This is a genomic window from Streptomyces sp. NPDC058045 (assembly GCF_042885635.1).
Taxonomy (GTDB): domain Bacteria; phylum Actinomycetota; class Actinomycetes; order Streptomycetales; family Streptomycetaceae; genus Streptomyces.
In genome coordinates this window covers 158011-172406 of record NZ_JBHVRR010000001.1, presented here as the reverse complement: position 1 = coordinate 172406, position 14396 = coordinate 158011, and the positions used below count along the sequence as shown (strand labels likewise).

Genomic DNA, 14396 nt, shown 5'->3' with positions numbered 1-14396 from the left:
ACCGGTAGCCGGCGCACCCCGGAAAGATCCCCGCCGCAGTCTACAGACGCCCCGCCCGCTCCCCGCCCGGCAACCGTTAGGCTGCTCCCTCGGGCGCCCGGGGAGGGCGCAGTCGGGGGTGGAGAAGACGATGCGCGATCTGCCGGCCTTCACGCTGGCCGGGTATGACAAGGGCCGCGGCCGGCTGGTGCAGGCCCTCTGGTTCGCCGTGATGAACCTGCTCTTCATGGCCTGGTTCTGCCCGGCCCGGCTGAGAGTGGCGCTGCTGCGCGCGTTCGGCGCCCGGATCGGCGAGGGCGTACTGATACGGCACCGGGTGCGGGTGCTGTGGCCGTGGAAGCTCACCGTCGGCGACCACACCTGGATAGGGGAGGGCGCCTGGATCCTCAACCTCGAACCGGTCACCCTCGGTTCGAACGTCTGCGTCTCCCAGGAAGCCCTGCTCTGCACCGGCAGCCACGACCACCGCGCCGCTGACTTCCGCTACCGCAACGCACCCGTCCGCGTCGAGGACGGCGCCTGGATCGCGGCCCGTGCCACCGTGCTCGCCGGAGTCACCGTCGGCCGGCACTCGGTGGTCTCCGCCGGTACCGTCCTCGCCCGCGATCTGCCGGAGCTGACCCTGCACACCGCGCAGGGCACCCGGCCCGTCCAGGAGCCCGTATGAGAGTCCTGCACGCGGTCACCCTGCACAGCCCGGACCACGCCTTCGGCGGTCCGGTACGGGTGGCGCTGAACCTCGCCAAGGAGCTGCGCGAACGCGGTCACGAGGCGAGCCTGGTCGCCCTCGGCAGCGGCTTCGACGGGCCGCTGCCCACCGACGTCGAAGGCGTACCCGCCCGCCTCTACCCGGCCCGCCGGGTCCTGCCGTTCGGCTTCAGCGGCATCACCTCGCCCGCGCTGCTCGCCGCCGCCCACGGCCTGGTCCGGAACGCCGACGTGGTCCATGTGCACCTCGCCCGCGACCTGGTGACCCTCCCGGTGGCGCTGGCCGCGCTGCGCGCCCGCCGCCCCCTGGTGCTCCAGACCCACGGCATGGTCGACCCCAGCGACCGCGCCTCCGCCAGGATCCTGGACACGGTGGCGGTACGCCGGGTGCTGCGCGGCGCCGGCGCCCTGCTGTACCTCACCGAGCACGAACGCCGCGGTCTGGAGGCCGTCCTCGGGCCACCCGCCCCCCGGCACACCGTGCGCCTGGTCAACGGCGTCCCCGCGTCGGGGGCGCCGCACACCACCCGCACCGGCCCGCCCCGCATCCTGTACGCGGCCCGCCTGCACGCCCGCAAACGGCCCGCCGACCTGGTGGCCGCCGCCCCGGAGATCCTGCGCGCGCACCCGGACGCGGAGTTCGTCATCGCCGGGCCCGACGAGGGTGAACTCCCCGCCGTACGCGCCCTGGTGGAGAAGCTGGGCCTGGCCCACAAGGTGCAGCTCCTGGGCCCGCTCAGCCACGAGCGGATCGTGACCGAGCTGCGCCGCGCCCATGTCTACGTACTGCCCTCGGTGGACGAGCCGTTCCCCATGTCGGTACTGGAGGCGATGTCGCACGGCGCCCCGGTGGTGATCACCCGCTCCAACGGGCTGGCCGACGACGTGGAGCGGGCGGGCGCGGGCCGGGTCGTCGAGGACGCGGCGGGCCTGGCCCCGGCGATCCTGGAGATCCTCGCGGACGAGGACGAGCGGCGGGCCCTCGCCCGCGCCGCCCGCACCCTCGCCGCCACCACCTTCGACATGCGGTCCGTAGGCGACGCCCTCCTCGACGCCTACCGGCTCGCGGGCGCCCCCGTCCCCGTGGCGGGGTCGTCGGATCAGGACCCGGAAGGCGCCCAGGCGTAGCAGCCCTCGGAGACGAAACGCTCGGTGCCCGAGGGGACCTTCGCCTTGACCGGGCCCTTGGCGCCGGTGCCGGGGCCGGAGGCGAGGACACGGCCGCCGGAGCCCTCCGCGCGCCAGGAGCAGTGCCCGGTCTCGGCGGTCAGGGCGCGGTACTCGCCGGGGGCCGGGTTCTTCCGGGTGCCGTCGGGGAAGCCGGCCGCGGCGGCCGCCAGCAGCGGCTTCTGCTTCGGGCACAGCTTGTCCACGGCGGCGTCCGCCCCGTCGATCTCACCGGTGACGAGGGCGCCGAGCGCGGCGTCCCGGTCCAACTTCGCGGTACGGGTGAGGCGTTCGCAGGCCTCCTGCCCGACCTGGAGGACGGCCGCCGGGTCCATGTCCTTCGGCACCCGGCCGCTGAGGTACTTCTTCTCCTTCTCGGTGAAGGAGCCGGTGGCGGGCTTCAGCGCGGAGTCCGGTACCACGGGGGCCTTCGGCGTCTCGGAGGGCTCCGCGGAGGGCGGTTCGGCCTGGGTGTCGGGCCGGGTGGCGGCGGGCGCCGGGCTGCCGGTGGAGGCCGCCGCGGTGTCCTTGTGCCCGTCGCCGTCGGAGCCGCAGCCGGTGAGCGCGGCCAGGGCGGTGACGGCGGCCAGAGCGGTCCCGAACGCCGTGCCGCGGCGTCGGAGTTGAGCGTGCATCAGTGGGCTCCCGGAATCAGGGGGACGGCCCGCCGGCCCGCCGCCGAAGCGGCGGACCGGCGGGTTCGGTGCTCAGGGGGTGCCGAAGGTGAGGTCGAGCTGCGGGGTGCCGCCGGCGGCGGCCGCCTCGCGGGACCACAGCCACAGCGCGTCGCTGCCCTCACCGGTCAGCGCCACGCTGTACGACGTGCCGAGGTGATCGGCGAGCGCCGCGGTGTCCAGCGACGCGGTGTACGGCGTGGCCGCCGACTCGGTGGCGTCGAAGGAGCCGATGGGCTTCCCGGCGAGCGAGGGCCGGTTCTTGTAGGTGACCCCGGACTCGCTCCACTCCCCGGTGACCGGCACCACGGAGGGGGTGTCCGCGGACTCGGCGCCCGACTGGGTGCTCGTCTTCACGGTGAGCCGCGCACTCTTCAGCTCGGTACCGGCGGGCGCCGCCGGCAGGTCGAAGCGGAGGTAGGCGAGGTACGCGGAGGTGCCGCGGACGGCGAGCGAGGCGGAGGAGCCGTAATTGGTGCCGGGCGCACCGGCGTTGGCGTAGGCGTCCTCGGTGGCGGCGACGGTGCGGACGGTGTCCGAGGGCGCGGAGGCGGCCGTGAAATGGGCCCGCACCCGGGCCGCGGACAGTGCCGAGCCGTAGACCGCGGTCTCGTCGAGCTGCCCGGCGAGGAAGGAACTGCTGGGCTGCTCGGGCCAGCCGTTGAGGTTGTCCCCGCCCGCGTGCCAGTAGCCGCTGTACTTCTGGTTGCCGGTGACGTCGTTGCTGCCGACCTGCTTGCCGTCGACGTACAGCGCCATGCCGTCCGGGCCCTGGGTGCCGACGGCGTGGTGCCACTTGCCGTCGTTCAGGCCGGAGTCGGAGGACAGGGTGCGGGCGCCGCCGCTGTACACGCCGAAGACGGCCTTGCCGTCGTTCGTCAGATACAGGTGCTTGTCGTAGCGGCCGCTGGCGGCGGTGGTGCGGTCACCGAAGCCGAGGAGCTTGCCGCCCCGGGCGGAGGAGGTGCGGAACCAGGTCTCCAGGGTGAACGCGCCGTCCACGGTGGTCGCCTGGTCGCTGTACACCTTCTGCTGGGCGCCGTCCAGGGCGACCGCCCCGGTGTCCCCGTTGAGCGCGGCCTGGTTCCGGCCGAGCGTCGGACCGCCCACGTACACACCGCTGTTGTCCTTCGCCGAGGAGTCCGCGGCGAACGGGGTCGACGGGTCGTCGTAGCGCCAGTACAGCTCAGCCCCGTCGGCACCCACGGCTGACGGGTACTTCGCCGCGGCGGTGGGCACGGTCACCTTCACCGCCGCGGACTTGGTGCTGGTGTTGCCCGCGGCGTCGGTGGCGGTCACCTGGTAGGTGTACGTCGAGCCGGCCTTCACATTGGTGTCGGTGAAGGAGAGTTGGGGCCGGGACCACTCGAAGGACTCCCCGGAGACGGTGTGCACCGGCGAGGTGCCCCCGTTCCGGTACACCTTGTACGTCAGCTTGCTGTCGTCCAGGTCGGTGCTGGAGCGCCAGCTCACCTTCACCTTGTCCGGTGCGGTGCTGGTGGCGCTGGCCTGCGGGATGGTGGGCTTGCCGGTGTCCGGGCCGGAGGCGAAACGGCTCAGGCCCTGCGCCTTGCCGCCGTTGACGGTGGTGAACTCACCGCCCACCCACAGGTACTTGGTGTCGGTCTTGGTGGAGATGGCCAGCGCCCGCGGGCCGATCTTCTCGCCGAGGCCGTCGTTGGTGTCGGGGAACCAGCCGAGCAGCTTGGGGTCGTCGGTGCGCTGCGCCATCAGATGGTGCCGCCGCCCGTCGGGGAACTCGCCCATGCTGGAGCAGTCATGCGCGTGCGAGGCGCTGTAGAGCACGTTCTTGTACGACTTGACGGCCTGGGTGGCGCCCAGGCAGGTGTCCCGCCAGCGCTGGTTGAAGGTGCCGTTGTCGACCGCGATCCGCCCGTCGAAGACACCGCCGCCGGTGCCCTCGTTGCCGGTGTAGAAGCCGGTCGAGTCGGCCTCCACGTCCTTGACCACGGAGGTCTTGGAGATGAAGCCCAGCGGATAGGTCTTCTTGTTGGCGCCGGTCGTGGCGTCGACCACGGCCAGGGCGTGTGAGTCGGCCCCGTTGACCGTGAAGAAGTCGCCGCCGAGGGCGACATGCTTGCCGTCGGAGGTGACGTCCACGGCCCGGCCCGGCTGGTCCGCGTCGGCCTTGAAGGCCTTGACCTTGCCGCTGGTGGCGTCCACCGCGGCGAACCGCTCCCGCTTCACGCCGCCCGCGGAGTGGAAGTCGCCGCCCGCGTACACCGTGTCGGAGGTCGCGGCCAGCGCCCGCACGGTCGACGGGAAGCTCGCCTTGAAGCCGGTCTTGGCCTTGCAGGTGGCGATGTCGATGGCGGCCAGCGAGCTGACCTTGGTGCCGTTGACCGCCCCGAAGTAGCCGCCCGCGTACAGGGTCTTCTTGTCCGGCGACACGGTCAGCGCCCGTACGGTGGCGGTGCCGGTGCCGATGGTGAAGGACAGCGAGCAGCCGGTGGGCTTGCCCGTCGCGGCGTTCATGGCCGCGAAGTTGACGGCCTTCTTGGCGGTGCCGCTGGTGCCTTCGGGCGGGCGCACCTCGGAGAAGGTGCCGCCGACGAAGACCGTGCCGTTGGCCTCCGCGAGGGACCACACGATCCCGTTGGTCTGCCAGGTGGGCAGGTTGTCGGCGGTGAACGCCACCGGCGGAGTCACCGCGTCGGCCCGGTCGGTCGTGGCCAGACCGACCCCCAGACCTGCGGTGACGGCGAGGATGAGGGCCGCCGTCAGCCCTCTGGATCTACGCATGAACCCCCCAAGGGTCAGTCGGGTCATCTGTACGTGCCATGTGTACTTGTCATGTCATTGTCAACGAGCGTTCTCGGCGAGCATCGCACGGTCAGCGATCGATACGCACGGCCGCACCCGCCAACTGGTCTTCCACCAGCCGGACATCGGCGTCGACCATGATGCGCGCCAGCTCCTCCACCTGGACGCGCGGCTGCCAGCCGAGCAGCTCACGGGCCTTGGAGGCGTCCCCGAGCAGTGCGTCGACCTCGCTGGGCCGCTCGTACTTCGGGTCGTACCGCACATGCTCGGACCAGTCCAGCCCGGCGTGCGCGAAAGCGGTCTCCACGAACTGCCGTACGGTGGCGGGCACTCCGGTCGCCACCACGTAGTCCGAGGGCTCGTCGTGCTGCAGCATCCGCCACATCGCGTCCACATACTCGGGCGCGTACCCCCAGTCGCGCACGGCGTCGAGGTTGCCCAGATAGAGCCGGTCCTGGAGACCGGCCTTGATCCGGGCCACCCCGCGGGTCACCTTGCGTGTCACAAAGGTCTCCCCACGCCGTGGCGACTCGTGGTTGAACAGAATCCCGTTCACCGCGAACATCCCGTACGCCTCACGGTAGTTGACCGTCGCCCAGTACGCGTACACCTTGGCGGCACCGTACGGACTGCGGGGGTGGAACGGGGTCGACTCGTTCTGCGGCGGGGGAGTGGAGCCGAACATCTCGGAGGACGAGGCCTGGTATATGCGGGTCTCGACCCCGCTCGCCCGGATCGCCTCCAGCAGCCGCAGCGCCCCGAGCCCCGTCACGTCCCCGGTGTAGAGCGGGGCGTCGAAGGAGACCCGGACATGGGACTGGGCGCCCAGGTTGTACACCTCGTCCGGCTGGATGTCGCGCAGCAGATTGACCAGCGCCACCCCGTCGGAGAGGTCCGCGTGGTGCAGCACCAGGGAGCGGTCCGCCTCCTGCGGGCCCTGGTAGATGTGGTCGATGCGCTCGGTGTTGAAGCTGGACGAGCGGCGCACCAGGCCGTGCACCGTGTACCCCTTCGACAGCAGCAGCTCCGCCAGATAGGAGCCGTCCTGCCCGGTGACTCCGGTGATCAGAGCGGTCTTGCTCATGCTGGTTCTCCCCCCAGGGGTGTTGCTGCGGCCGAGGCCGCGGTCGAGTACGCAGGTGAACGGAGATCGGACGGCATACGGGACAGGTGCGCCGTTAACGGGGATCGGGACCTTTGGCGTGGCCGGCGCCTGGCATGATCCGGGGCATGACCGAATCGCTGCTGCCCGAGCGGGCCCGGATATTCGTCGCCGGCCACCGGGGCCTGGTGGGCTCGGCGGTGGCCCGCCGGCTGACCGCCGACGGACACACCGTCCTCACCCGCACCCGCGCCGAACTCGATCTGAGGGACGCCGCGGACACCGCCGCGTATCTGCGCGACACCCGGCCCGACGCGGTCGTCCTGGCCGCCGCGAAGGTCGGCGGCATCCTCGCCAACAGCACCTACCCGGTGCAGTTCCTGGAGGAGAACCTCCAGATCCAGTTGAGCGTGGTGGCCGGGGCGCACGCCGCCGGAGTGCCGCGGCTGCTCTTCCTCGGCTCCTCCTGCATCTACCCCAAGCTGGCACCCCAGCCCATCCCCGAAGAGGCCCTGCTCACCGGCCCGTTGGAGCCCACCAACCAGGCCTACGCCCTCGCCAAGATCGCCGGCATCGTCCAGATCCAGTCCTACCGGCAGCAGTACGGCGCCTCCTACGTCTCCGCCATGCCGACCAACCTCTACGGGCCCGGCGACAACTTCGACCTGGCCACCTCGCACGTCCTGCCGGCCCTGATCCGCCGCTTCCACGAGGCGCGCACCGAGGGCCGCGAGGAGGCCGTGCTCTGGGGCTCGGGCACCCCCCGCCGCGAGTTCCTGCACGTGGACGACCTGGCCTCGGCCTGCGCGCTGCTGCTGGAACGCTACGACGGGGACGAGCCGGTCAACATCGGCTGCGGCGCGGACCTCACCATCCGCGAACTCGCCGAGACCGTCGCCGAGGTCACCGGCTTTACCGGCCGCATCGCCTGGGACCGCGACAAGCCCGACGGCACCCCGCGCAAACTCCTCGACGTGTCCCGGCTGACCGCCCTCGGCTTCAAGCCCGCGGTCCCGCTGCGCGACGGCATCGCCGCCACCTACGACCACTGGCGCGCCCAGGAGACCGGCTGAGGTACGGGGACCCGGCCGGTGTGAACGCGCCCCGGCCGGGCGCCACTTGGTGTGCACGGAAGCCCGACCGCCGTCCTCAGTAGGCGCCGCGGCCATCGACCACGGCGCGCAGTGTTCGGGCCATCACATCGACGTCACTGGTGAACGACCAGTTGTCGACATAGCTCAGGTCGAGCTGGACCGTCTCGTCCCAGGACAGATCGGAACGGCCGCTTATCTGCCACAGCCCCGTCATCCCGGGCCGCACCGCGAGCCGCCGCAACTCCACCGCGTCATAGTGCGCGACCTCCTCCGCGAGCGGCGGACGCGGCCCCACCAGGGACATCTCGCCGCGCACCACATTGACCAGTTGCGGCAGTTCGTCCAGCGAGGTGCGGCGCAGCAGCCGGCCGACCCGGGTCACCCGCGGGTCGCGGCGCATCTTGAACATATGGCCGTCGTTCTCGTTCTCCGCGGCCAACTCCGCCTTGCGGTCGGCCGATCCGACGAACATGGTGCGGAACTTCCACATGGTGAACGGCCTGCCGCGCCGCCCGATCCGCTCATGCCGGTACAGCACCGGTCCCCGCGAGTCGATCCGGATGGCGAGCCCCACCAGCAGCAGCGGCAGGAGCAGCACCAGCAGCCCGAGCGCGGCGCCGATACGGTCCAGCGCGCCCTTCAGCAGCGGCTGCACCCCGTGCCGTACCGGGGGAGCCACCCGCAGCAGTGCCATCCCGGCGGCCGAGGCGGTCTCCAGGCGCTTCACCGAGACCTCCACCAGGCCCGGCGCCAGGGCGAGTTCGACGCCCGCGTCATGCAGGCCCCAGGACAGTCCGCGCAGCCGCTGCCCCGCCAGACCGCCCGGCGCGACCAGCACCACCGAGGCGTCCCGCTTCCGCGCCGCGGCCAGCACCACCGAGGTGTCGGCCTCCGGCGCGGACGGCGCGCGGCGCGCCAGCCGGGCCGCCAGCGGAACCCCGCCCGCCGGTTCCCCCTCGCCGACTGCCACCACACCCACCACCACATACGGATGGTCGGTACGCGCCGCCAGATGTCCCGTCATCTCGTCCGCCGCGGCCGCCCCGCCGACCACCAGCACCCGTATCACGGCCTGTGCCTCGCGGCGGTCGGCCGCCAGCCGCCGGTAGACGGCCTTGTGGCAGACGAGGGTCACCAGCAGCGGCGGCAGCAGGGCCAGCAGGCACAGCAGTGGCGGATGTCTCAGATCGGCGGCCGCCCGGCACACCGCGAGCGCCCCGAGCAGCACCAGCCAGTCGTGCAGCACGGGCAGCACCCCGCGGGACTCGCCCAGGACCCGCCGCGCGTACCGGCCGCGGCAGAGCCGCACCAGCGGCCAGACGACGGCGGCCAGCAGCGCCGGCAGCACCCAGGACTGCCCGGCCAGGCCCAGTACGGCGGCCACCGATGCGCCGGCGCCGCCGATGTCCGCGCCGAGGACCGCCGGCAGAAACCAGGACGGCTTCGCCGGGATACCGACCGGCGCACGGACCTGTGCCGAACTCCCGCCCCGCGTCTGGGCGATACCGCTCTCAGACGCCTGGACATGCCACATGAACCCCCCAAGGCACTGACGACCCTCCTTGCGCTGCTCTTCGACTCCCCAATCGACGAACATGCGTCGCAACGGTGAAGAGTACGGGAAGATTCATACGTGTGGGGCCGTTCGCTCGAACGTCCCCAGCTCGTGATGAATCGTTCCGGTCGTTCCGAACGGCCCGAACGCACCCCGGCGTACGCGGGCCCTTCGGTCAACGGGCCGCCCTGCGCCGCGCACACGCTCTCCATGCGCCGTCCACGACGAGGTTACCGCGTGTTCGGCCCCTGTGACCCCGAAACGAAACTGGTGAGTAGCTCCGCGAGCGCCCCCGGCCGCTCCAGATGCAGGTCATGCCCCGCCCCCGGCACACTCACCGCCCAACTCCCCGGCCGCGCCCGCGACATGGCGTCCATCACATCCCCCGGAACCACCCCGCCCTGCCCGAACACCACCAGAACGGGACACTCCACCCGCCGCCACACCGGCATCCAGTCCCGCTCCGCATACCCGCGGACCATCGCCACCAGCACCTCCGGATCGAACCGTGGCCGCAAGCCGTCCGGCCCCTCCGCCAGCCCCGCCGCCCATACCTCGCCCACGGGCCCACCGCCGAAGAACTCCACCGCCGCCGCCCGGTCCCGGAACGGCACCGGCCACCCCTCCAGCCACCGAGCGACCCGCCCGGCACGTGACGGATCCGGCCCACCCGGCGCCGACTCGACCAGCACCAGCCCACCCACCGACTCCCGCGCACCCACCGCCGCCAGCAGCGCCGTCACACCTCCCAGTGACTGGCCCACCAGCACCGGCCGCCGTAGCCCCAACTCCCCGCACACCGCCGCCACATCACCGGCCACCGCCTCCGGCGACACCTCCGCCGGCCACCGCTCCGAACCCCCGTGCCCCCGCAGATCCAGGCACACCACCCGCAGCCCCCGCCGCCCCAACTCCCGTGCCACCGGCTCCCATTCACCGCCGCACCCCGCCAGACCGTGCAGCAGCACAACCGGCCGCCCCGCCCCACCCGAGTCCCGCCACTCCAGCCGCGCCCCGCCCACCTTTCCCCTTTTTCTCCTTCCGGACCAGAACGCACCTCCACGCCAGGGGGCCCCGGTGTCTCGCCACCCCTACCGCGTCGGACGTAGGAGGGGGCGGGTCCGGCTTGTCCGGTTGCAGTGGATCGGGTTCTACTACTGGCCTGCCGCCGCGCACTTCCGAGCGGCGCCCGCTCCCGGAGGCACCCGACCATGACGGACGCGCCCGCCAGGCCCGTGACGCCACACCACCGCAGACGACCGGCCGGCGCCCGCCGGCTGCTGCTCGCCGCAGTCCTCGGCGCCCTGCTGATCGCACTGGTCGCCGGAGTGTCACCGGCCTGGGACCACACCGACGCCGCCCCCGCCGCGCCCCGGACGAGCCGCGCCCTGCCCTTCGACCTGCCCGCCGCCGACACCCTGCGCCGCAGCCAACACCTCGTCTTCGCCCACTACTTCACGCCCTACCCGCTCTCCCTCGACAACCAGCCCCCGGACCGCGACTACTACAGCCGCAACTACCTCCGCCCCGACGGCGAAGGCGGCAAGCACGCGGCCTACGGGGGCCTGCTGCGGGACCGCCCCGCACCGCGCGCCCCACGCCGCGGCAACTGGCGCCTGGCCGACCTGGAGCAGGAGGTGCGTACCGCCCGCGACGCCGGGCTGGACGGCTTCACCGTCGACCTGCTCTCCCTCTCCGGCCCCAACTGGCAGCGGGTGAAACTGCTGTTGACCGCCGCCCACCGCGTCGACCCCGCGTTCCGCATCCAGTTGATGCCCGATATGACGGCCCTGGGCGCCGACCCCGCGACCCTCGCCCGCGCCCTCGCCACCCTCGCCGCCGAACCCGCGGCACACCGCCTGGGCGACGGCCGCCTCGTCGTCACCCCCTTCAAGGCCGAGGCCCACGACCCCACTTGGTGGCGCCGCGTCATCAACTCCCTTGCCGGACAGGGCATTCGCACCGCACTGGTACCCCTCTTCCTCGATCTCCGGGGCCACGCCCGCGAGTTCGCCCCCCTCAGCTACGGCTTCTCCAAGTGGGGCAACCGCAGTTGGACCGGCCAGTCCGGCATCCCCGGCGACATCCGGCTCGCCCACGGCCTCGGCAAGAAGTGGATGCAGCCCGTCTCCGTCCAGGACGCCCGACCCAACCAGGGCGTCTACGACGAAGCCGGCAACACCGCGACCCTGCGGGCCAGTTGGGGCCACGCCATCGACGACGGCGCCGACTGGGTACAGCTCACCACCTGGAACGACTACTCCGAGGGCAGCCACTTCGCACCGTCCCTGCACAACGGCGCCAGCTACCTCGACCTCTCCTCCTACTACCTCACCCGCTTCAAGACCGGCCACTGGCCCCGCATCGTCCGCGACACCGTGTACATCACCGCCCGGGTGCAGTTCGCCGCCGCCGGTACGCCCCAGCAGCGCACCATGCGACCCCGGCACGGCACCCCGAAACCCCGCGACACCGTCGAGGCCCTGACCTTCCTCACCGCGCCCGCCGACCTCGCCACCGCCGTCGACCGCGACCGCCGCACCACCCGCGTCCCCGCCGGAGTACACGCCACCCTCTTCCCCCTGCGCCCCGGCCACACCACCGCCGCCATCCGCCGCCACGCCCGCACCACCACCCGGGTCACCACCCTCTACCCCGTCCGCCCCGACCCCCAGACCCAGGACCTCCAGTACTACGCCGTCTCCAGCCGCCGCGACGGGTGACGGCGGGGGTGTGACCGGGCGGGCGGCCGAAGGAGAGCAAGCCACCGATGCAGCCGACGTTCGTCCTCGTCCACGGAGCCTTCTCCAACTCCTTCGCCTTCGCACCCCTCCAGGCCGAACTCGCCCTGCACGGCCACCGATCGGCCGCCGTCGACCTGCCCGGGCACGGCTTCGCCGCCACCCACCCGCCCGCCTACCAGTGCCCGCAGGACCCCGCCGGACTCGCCGCCGAGCCCGGCACCATCCGGGGCGTCACCCTCGCCGACAACGCAGCCCATCTCATCCGCGTGCTGGAGCGCGCCAAGGCGAACGGACCGGTGATCCTCGTCTCCCACAGCCGCGGCGGCCTGACCGCCACCGCCGCCGCCAACGCCCGCCCCGATCTCATCGACCACCTCGTCTACGTCTCCGCCTGGTGCCCCGTCGACCTCGCGGTGGGCGACTACTACGCCGAGCCCGAGATGGCCGCGGTCGACTCCGCCGCACTCACCCGGGGCATGGCAGGCGACCCGGCCCAACTCGGCCTGCTCCGCGTCAACTTCCGCACCGCCGACCCCGCCGTCCTCGCCGCCCTCAAGGCCGCCTTCCTGGCCGACGGCACCGACGAGGAGTTGCTGGCCATCCTCAACACCTTCCAACCGGACGAGAACCTGGACGCCGGCACCCGTGCCGACCGGGCCCAGGCCGCCACCTGGGGCCGCATCCCCAGGACGTATGTGCGCCTCGCAAGGGACGCCGCCATCCCGCCCGCCGCCCAGGACCGCCTGATCCGCGAGGGCGATGCGCTCACCCCGGACAACCAGTACGACGTCCGCACCCTCGACTCCAGCCACCTGAAATGGCTCCTCCAACCGGCCCCCGCCGCCCACCAGTTGGCCCAGATCGCCACCCTCACCAGCAGACCCACCCCCTGACCGCGCCAGCCCGGCCGCGGGACGCCGCACCCGGTCCGTCATGTATGCTTTCACCTGCGCGATCACAGGGGCAGCCGCCCCGGGACACGCGCACCGGGACGTGGCGCAGCTTGGTAGCGCACTTGACTGGGGGTCAAGGGGTCGCAGGTTCAAATCCTGTCGTCCCGACTGGAGACAGTCGTAGATGAGGGCCGGTTTCGGAGCCATCCGAAACCGGCCCTTGGTCGTTCTTGGGGTCGGGGTGGGGCAGGTGTCCCTGATGGCGAGGTCAGGTCCGTTCACTGGCGAGCTGTGATAGGCAGAGCCGGTGATCAGCCGACTTCCTCTCGACCAGCAACTCGATTCCCTGCGTGCGGTGTTGTCCCGGAATGACGTGTTGGTCGAGGTGTTGACCCGGACCGCGAAGTTGGATCTGCCCGGTTGGTATGTGACGGCAGGGTGTCTGTTCCAGACGGTGTGGAACGTGGTCACGGACAAGCCGCCGACCAGAGGCATCAAGGACTACGACGTCTTCTATTTCGACGCCGGCGATCTGTCCTGGGAGGCGGAGGACACGGTGATCCAGGCCGGTCGGGAGGCCTTTGCGGGCCTGCCGGCCGAAGTGGAGATCCACAACGAGGCACGGGTTCACCTCTGGTACGAGGACAAGTTCGGAGTCGAGTGTCCCCCGTACGAATCTGCCGAGGCGGCGATCGACAGCTTCGCTGCGACGACCTGCTGCCTGGGCGTGCGTCTGGAGACAGAAGACAGGTGGCGTGTCTATGCGCCCCATGGACTGTCGGACGTGTTCAACCTCGTCGTTCGCCCCAATCCTGTACTCGCTCCACGGTCTGTCTACGAGGCGAAGGCGACGCGATGGCGGCAGGTATGGCCCGAACTGACTGTCCTGGATTGGCCTTCCACGAGCGCCACGAGCTGTTCCGGCGGCTGACTGCGGCTGTGGCGGGCCAGTCTCCGGCGGCGGAGCGCGACTTGTTGGGGAGCGAGCGAGCTCAGCGACGGGTGCTGGGGTGACACCTGAGCCCGCTGAAGGCAGTAATCGTGGGACCACACCACCAGGAGGAACCAGTGTCATACCCGCAACTACCCACCCCCGAGGAGAAGTTCGCCGAGGCGAAGAAGCTGTTGAGTCTCCCGCATATCGTCGTGATCTGCGGCTCCACCCGCTTCATGACCGAGATGAACGAGGCCGATCTGCGGGAGACCAAAGCCGGAAAGATTGTCGTCAAACCGGGCTGTGACATGAAGTCGCCGCACGAACTCTGCTCCGACCCTGTCGAGGCCGAGGTGCTGAAGGTTCGACTCGACGATCTGCACCGAGCGAAGATCCGGCTTGCTGATGAGGTGCTCGTAGTCGGCGACTACATCGGAGACAGCACCCGAGCCGAAATCGCCTACGCCCGGTCGCTGGGCAAGCCCATGCGGTTCACGCACCCCGAAGTAGACCCCGACGCCTGACCGACCGCCCCCACACCCTCCGCAGGCACGCCTTGGAATCGATCATCTAGGGGCTGCGCGTCCTGGCCGGTTCTACGAGTGGGATTTGGGTTATCGCTCCGTTTCGACTGCCCAAGGCAAGTCCGTGCACCTGTAGGAGGGCAGCCCGTCGTCTTGGTTTGGTGACGTGCGTCACGCCCGGCTTCTGTCAGCAATCGGGGCGCTGTCTCGTTCAAGG

The 14396-nt window shown here is 71.5% G+C and carries 12 protein-coding genes and 1 tRNA gene; 8 read left to right on the top strand and 5 right to left on the bottom strand.

Going from position 1 to position 14396, the window contains the following annotated elements; genetic code table 11:
• The first annotated feature begins 130 nt into the window (after positions 1–130).
• Together ACFVST_RS00800 and ACFVST_RS00795 are read left to right on the top strand one after the other, a co-directional pair.
• Complete coding sequence (locus ACFVST_RS00800) at positions 131–667, top strand: WcaF family extracellular polysaccharide biosynthesis acetyltransferase (protein ID WP_390145448.1); 537 nt, start codon at positions 131–133, stop codon at positions 665–667.
• Positions 664–1836, top strand: a complete 1173-nt coding sequence (locus tag ACFVST_RS00795) for a glycosyltransferase (protein WP_390145446.1) — start codon at positions 664–666, stop codon at positions 1834–1836. The genes ACFVST_RS00800 and ACFVST_RS00795 overlap by 4 nt, the downstream gene beginning before the upstream one ends.
• On the opposite strand, the gene ACFVST_RS00790 is transcribed toward ACFVST_RS00795, so the two are convergent.
• From ACFVST_RS00790 to gmd, 3 genes are all read right to left on the bottom strand, one after another.
• Positions 1809–2510, bottom strand: coding sequence for a hypothetical protein (locus ACFVST_RS00790; RefSeq protein WP_390145444.1), 702 nt, complete (start codon positions 2508–2510; stop codon positions 1809–1811). The two genes, ACFVST_RS00795 and ACFVST_RS00790, sit on opposite strands and share 28 nt — an antisense overlap.
• Before the next feature lie 72 nt (positions 2511–2582).
• On the bottom strand, positions 2583–5312 hold the full coding sequence (locus ACFVST_RS00785; protein WP_390145442.1) for a DNRLRE domain-containing protein: 2730 nt from the start codon (positions 5310–5312) through the stop codon (positions 2583–2585).
• 91 nt (positions 5313–5403) lie between these two features.
• Entirely contained in the window at positions 5404–6417 is a 1014-nt protein-coding gene (gene gmd, locus ACFVST_RS00780) for a GDP-mannose 4,6-dehydratase (RefSeq protein WP_390145440.1), read from the bottom strand.
• Positions 6418–6563: 146 nt separating this feature from the next.
• Between gmd and ACFVST_RS00775 the strand changes: the two genes are divergently transcribed.
• The gene (locus tag ACFVST_RS00775; RefSeq protein WP_390145438.1) at positions 6564–7508 is read left to right on the top strand and encodes a GDP-L-fucose synthase family protein; all 945 of its coding nucleotides are present in this window, start codon (positions 6564–6566) and stop codon (positions 7506–7508) included.
• A gap of 76 nt (positions 7509–7584) precedes the next feature.
• Here ACFVST_RS00775 and ACFVST_RS00770 read toward each other — a convergent pair whose 3' ends face one another.
• Positions 7585–9063: an exopolysaccharide biosynthesis polyprenyl glycosylphosphotransferase gene (locus ACFVST_RS00770; protein WP_390145436.1), complete on the bottom strand. Its 1479-nt coding sequence runs from the start codon at positions 9061–9063 to the stop codon at positions 7585–7587.
• A gap of 251 nt (positions 9064–9314) precedes the next feature.
• Positions 9315–10106: an alpha/beta fold hydrolase gene (locus tag ACFVST_RS00765; protein ID WP_390145434.1), complete on the bottom strand. Its 792-nt coding sequence runs from the start codon at positions 10104–10106 to the stop codon at positions 9315–9317.
• A 189-nt stretch (positions 10107–10295) separates the two neighbouring features.
• On the opposite strand from ACFVST_RS00765, the gene ACFVST_RS00760 reads away from it, so the two are divergent.
• The 5 genes from ACFVST_RS00760 to ACFVST_RS00740 all read left to right on the top strand — a co-directional run bounded on the left by ACFVST_RS00760 (position 10296) and on the right by ACFVST_RS00740 (position 14179).
• Positions 10296–11807: a glycoside hydrolase family 71 protein gene (locus tag ACFVST_RS00760; protein ID WP_390145432.1), complete on the top strand. Its 1512-nt coding sequence runs from the start codon at positions 10296–10298 to the stop codon at positions 11805–11807.
• Between the two features lie 47 nt (positions 11808–11854).
• Complete coding sequence (locus tag ACFVST_RS00755; RefSeq protein ID WP_390145430.1) at positions 11855–12721, top strand: alpha/beta fold hydrolase; 867 nt, start codon at positions 11855–11857, stop codon at positions 12719–12721.
• 94 nt (positions 12722–12815) lie between these two features.
• Positions 12816–12889, top strand: a tRNA-Pro gene (locus ACFVST_RS00750).
• Between the two features lie 139 nt (positions 12890–13028).
• The gene (locus ACFVST_RS00745) at positions 13029–13652 is read left to right on the top strand and encodes a nucleotidyltransferase family protein (RefSeq protein ID WP_390145428.1); all 624 of its coding nucleotides are present in this window, start codon (positions 13029–13031) and stop codon (positions 13650–13652) included.
• Between the two features lie 137 nt (positions 13653–13789).
• Positions 13790–14179, top strand: coding sequence for a hypothetical protein (locus ACFVST_RS00740; RefSeq protein ID WP_390145426.1), 390 nt, complete (start codon positions 13790–13792; stop codon positions 14177–14179).
• Positions 14180–14396: the final 217 nt, after the last annotated feature.

Excerpts from the sequence above, each read along its gene's own strand:
- ACFVST_RS00785 (WP_390145442.1), bottom strand. The coding sequence starts at position 5,312 with ATGCGTAGATCCAGAGGGCTGACGGCGGCCCTCATCCTCGCCGTCACC.
- ACFVST_RS00800 (WP_390145448.1), top strand. The coding sequence starts at position 131 with ATGCGCGATCTGCCGGCCTTCACGCTGGCCGGGTATGACAAGGGCCGC.
- ACFVST_RS00775 (WP_390145438.1), top strand. The coding sequence starts at position 6,564 with ATGACCGAATCGCTGCTGCCCGAGCGGGCCCGGATATTCGTCGCCGGC.
- gmd (WP_390145440.1), bottom strand. The coding sequence starts at position 6,417 with ATGAGCAAGACCGCTCTGATCACCGGAGTCACCGGGCAGGACGGCTCC.
- ACFVST_RS00770 (WP_390145436.1), bottom strand. The coding sequence starts at position 9,063 with ATGTGGCATGTCCAGGCGTCTGAGAGCGGTATCGCCCAGACGCGGGGC.
- ACFVST_RS00760 (WP_390145432.1), top strand. The coding sequence starts at position 10,296 with ATGACGGACGCGCCCGCCAGGCCCGTGACGCCACACCACCGCAGACGA.
- ACFVST_RS00795 (WP_390145446.1), top strand. The coding sequence starts at position 664 with ATGAGAGTCCTGCACGCGGTCACCCTGCACAGCCCGGACCACGCCTTC.
- ACFVST_RS00755 (WP_390145430.1), top strand. The coding sequence starts at position 11,855 with ATGCAGCCGACGTTCGTCCTCGTCCACGGAGCCTTCTCCAACTCCTTC.
- ACFVST_RS00790 (WP_390145444.1), bottom strand. The coding sequence starts at position 2,510 with ATGCACGCTCAACTCCGACGCCGCGGCACGGCGTTCGGGACCGCTCTG.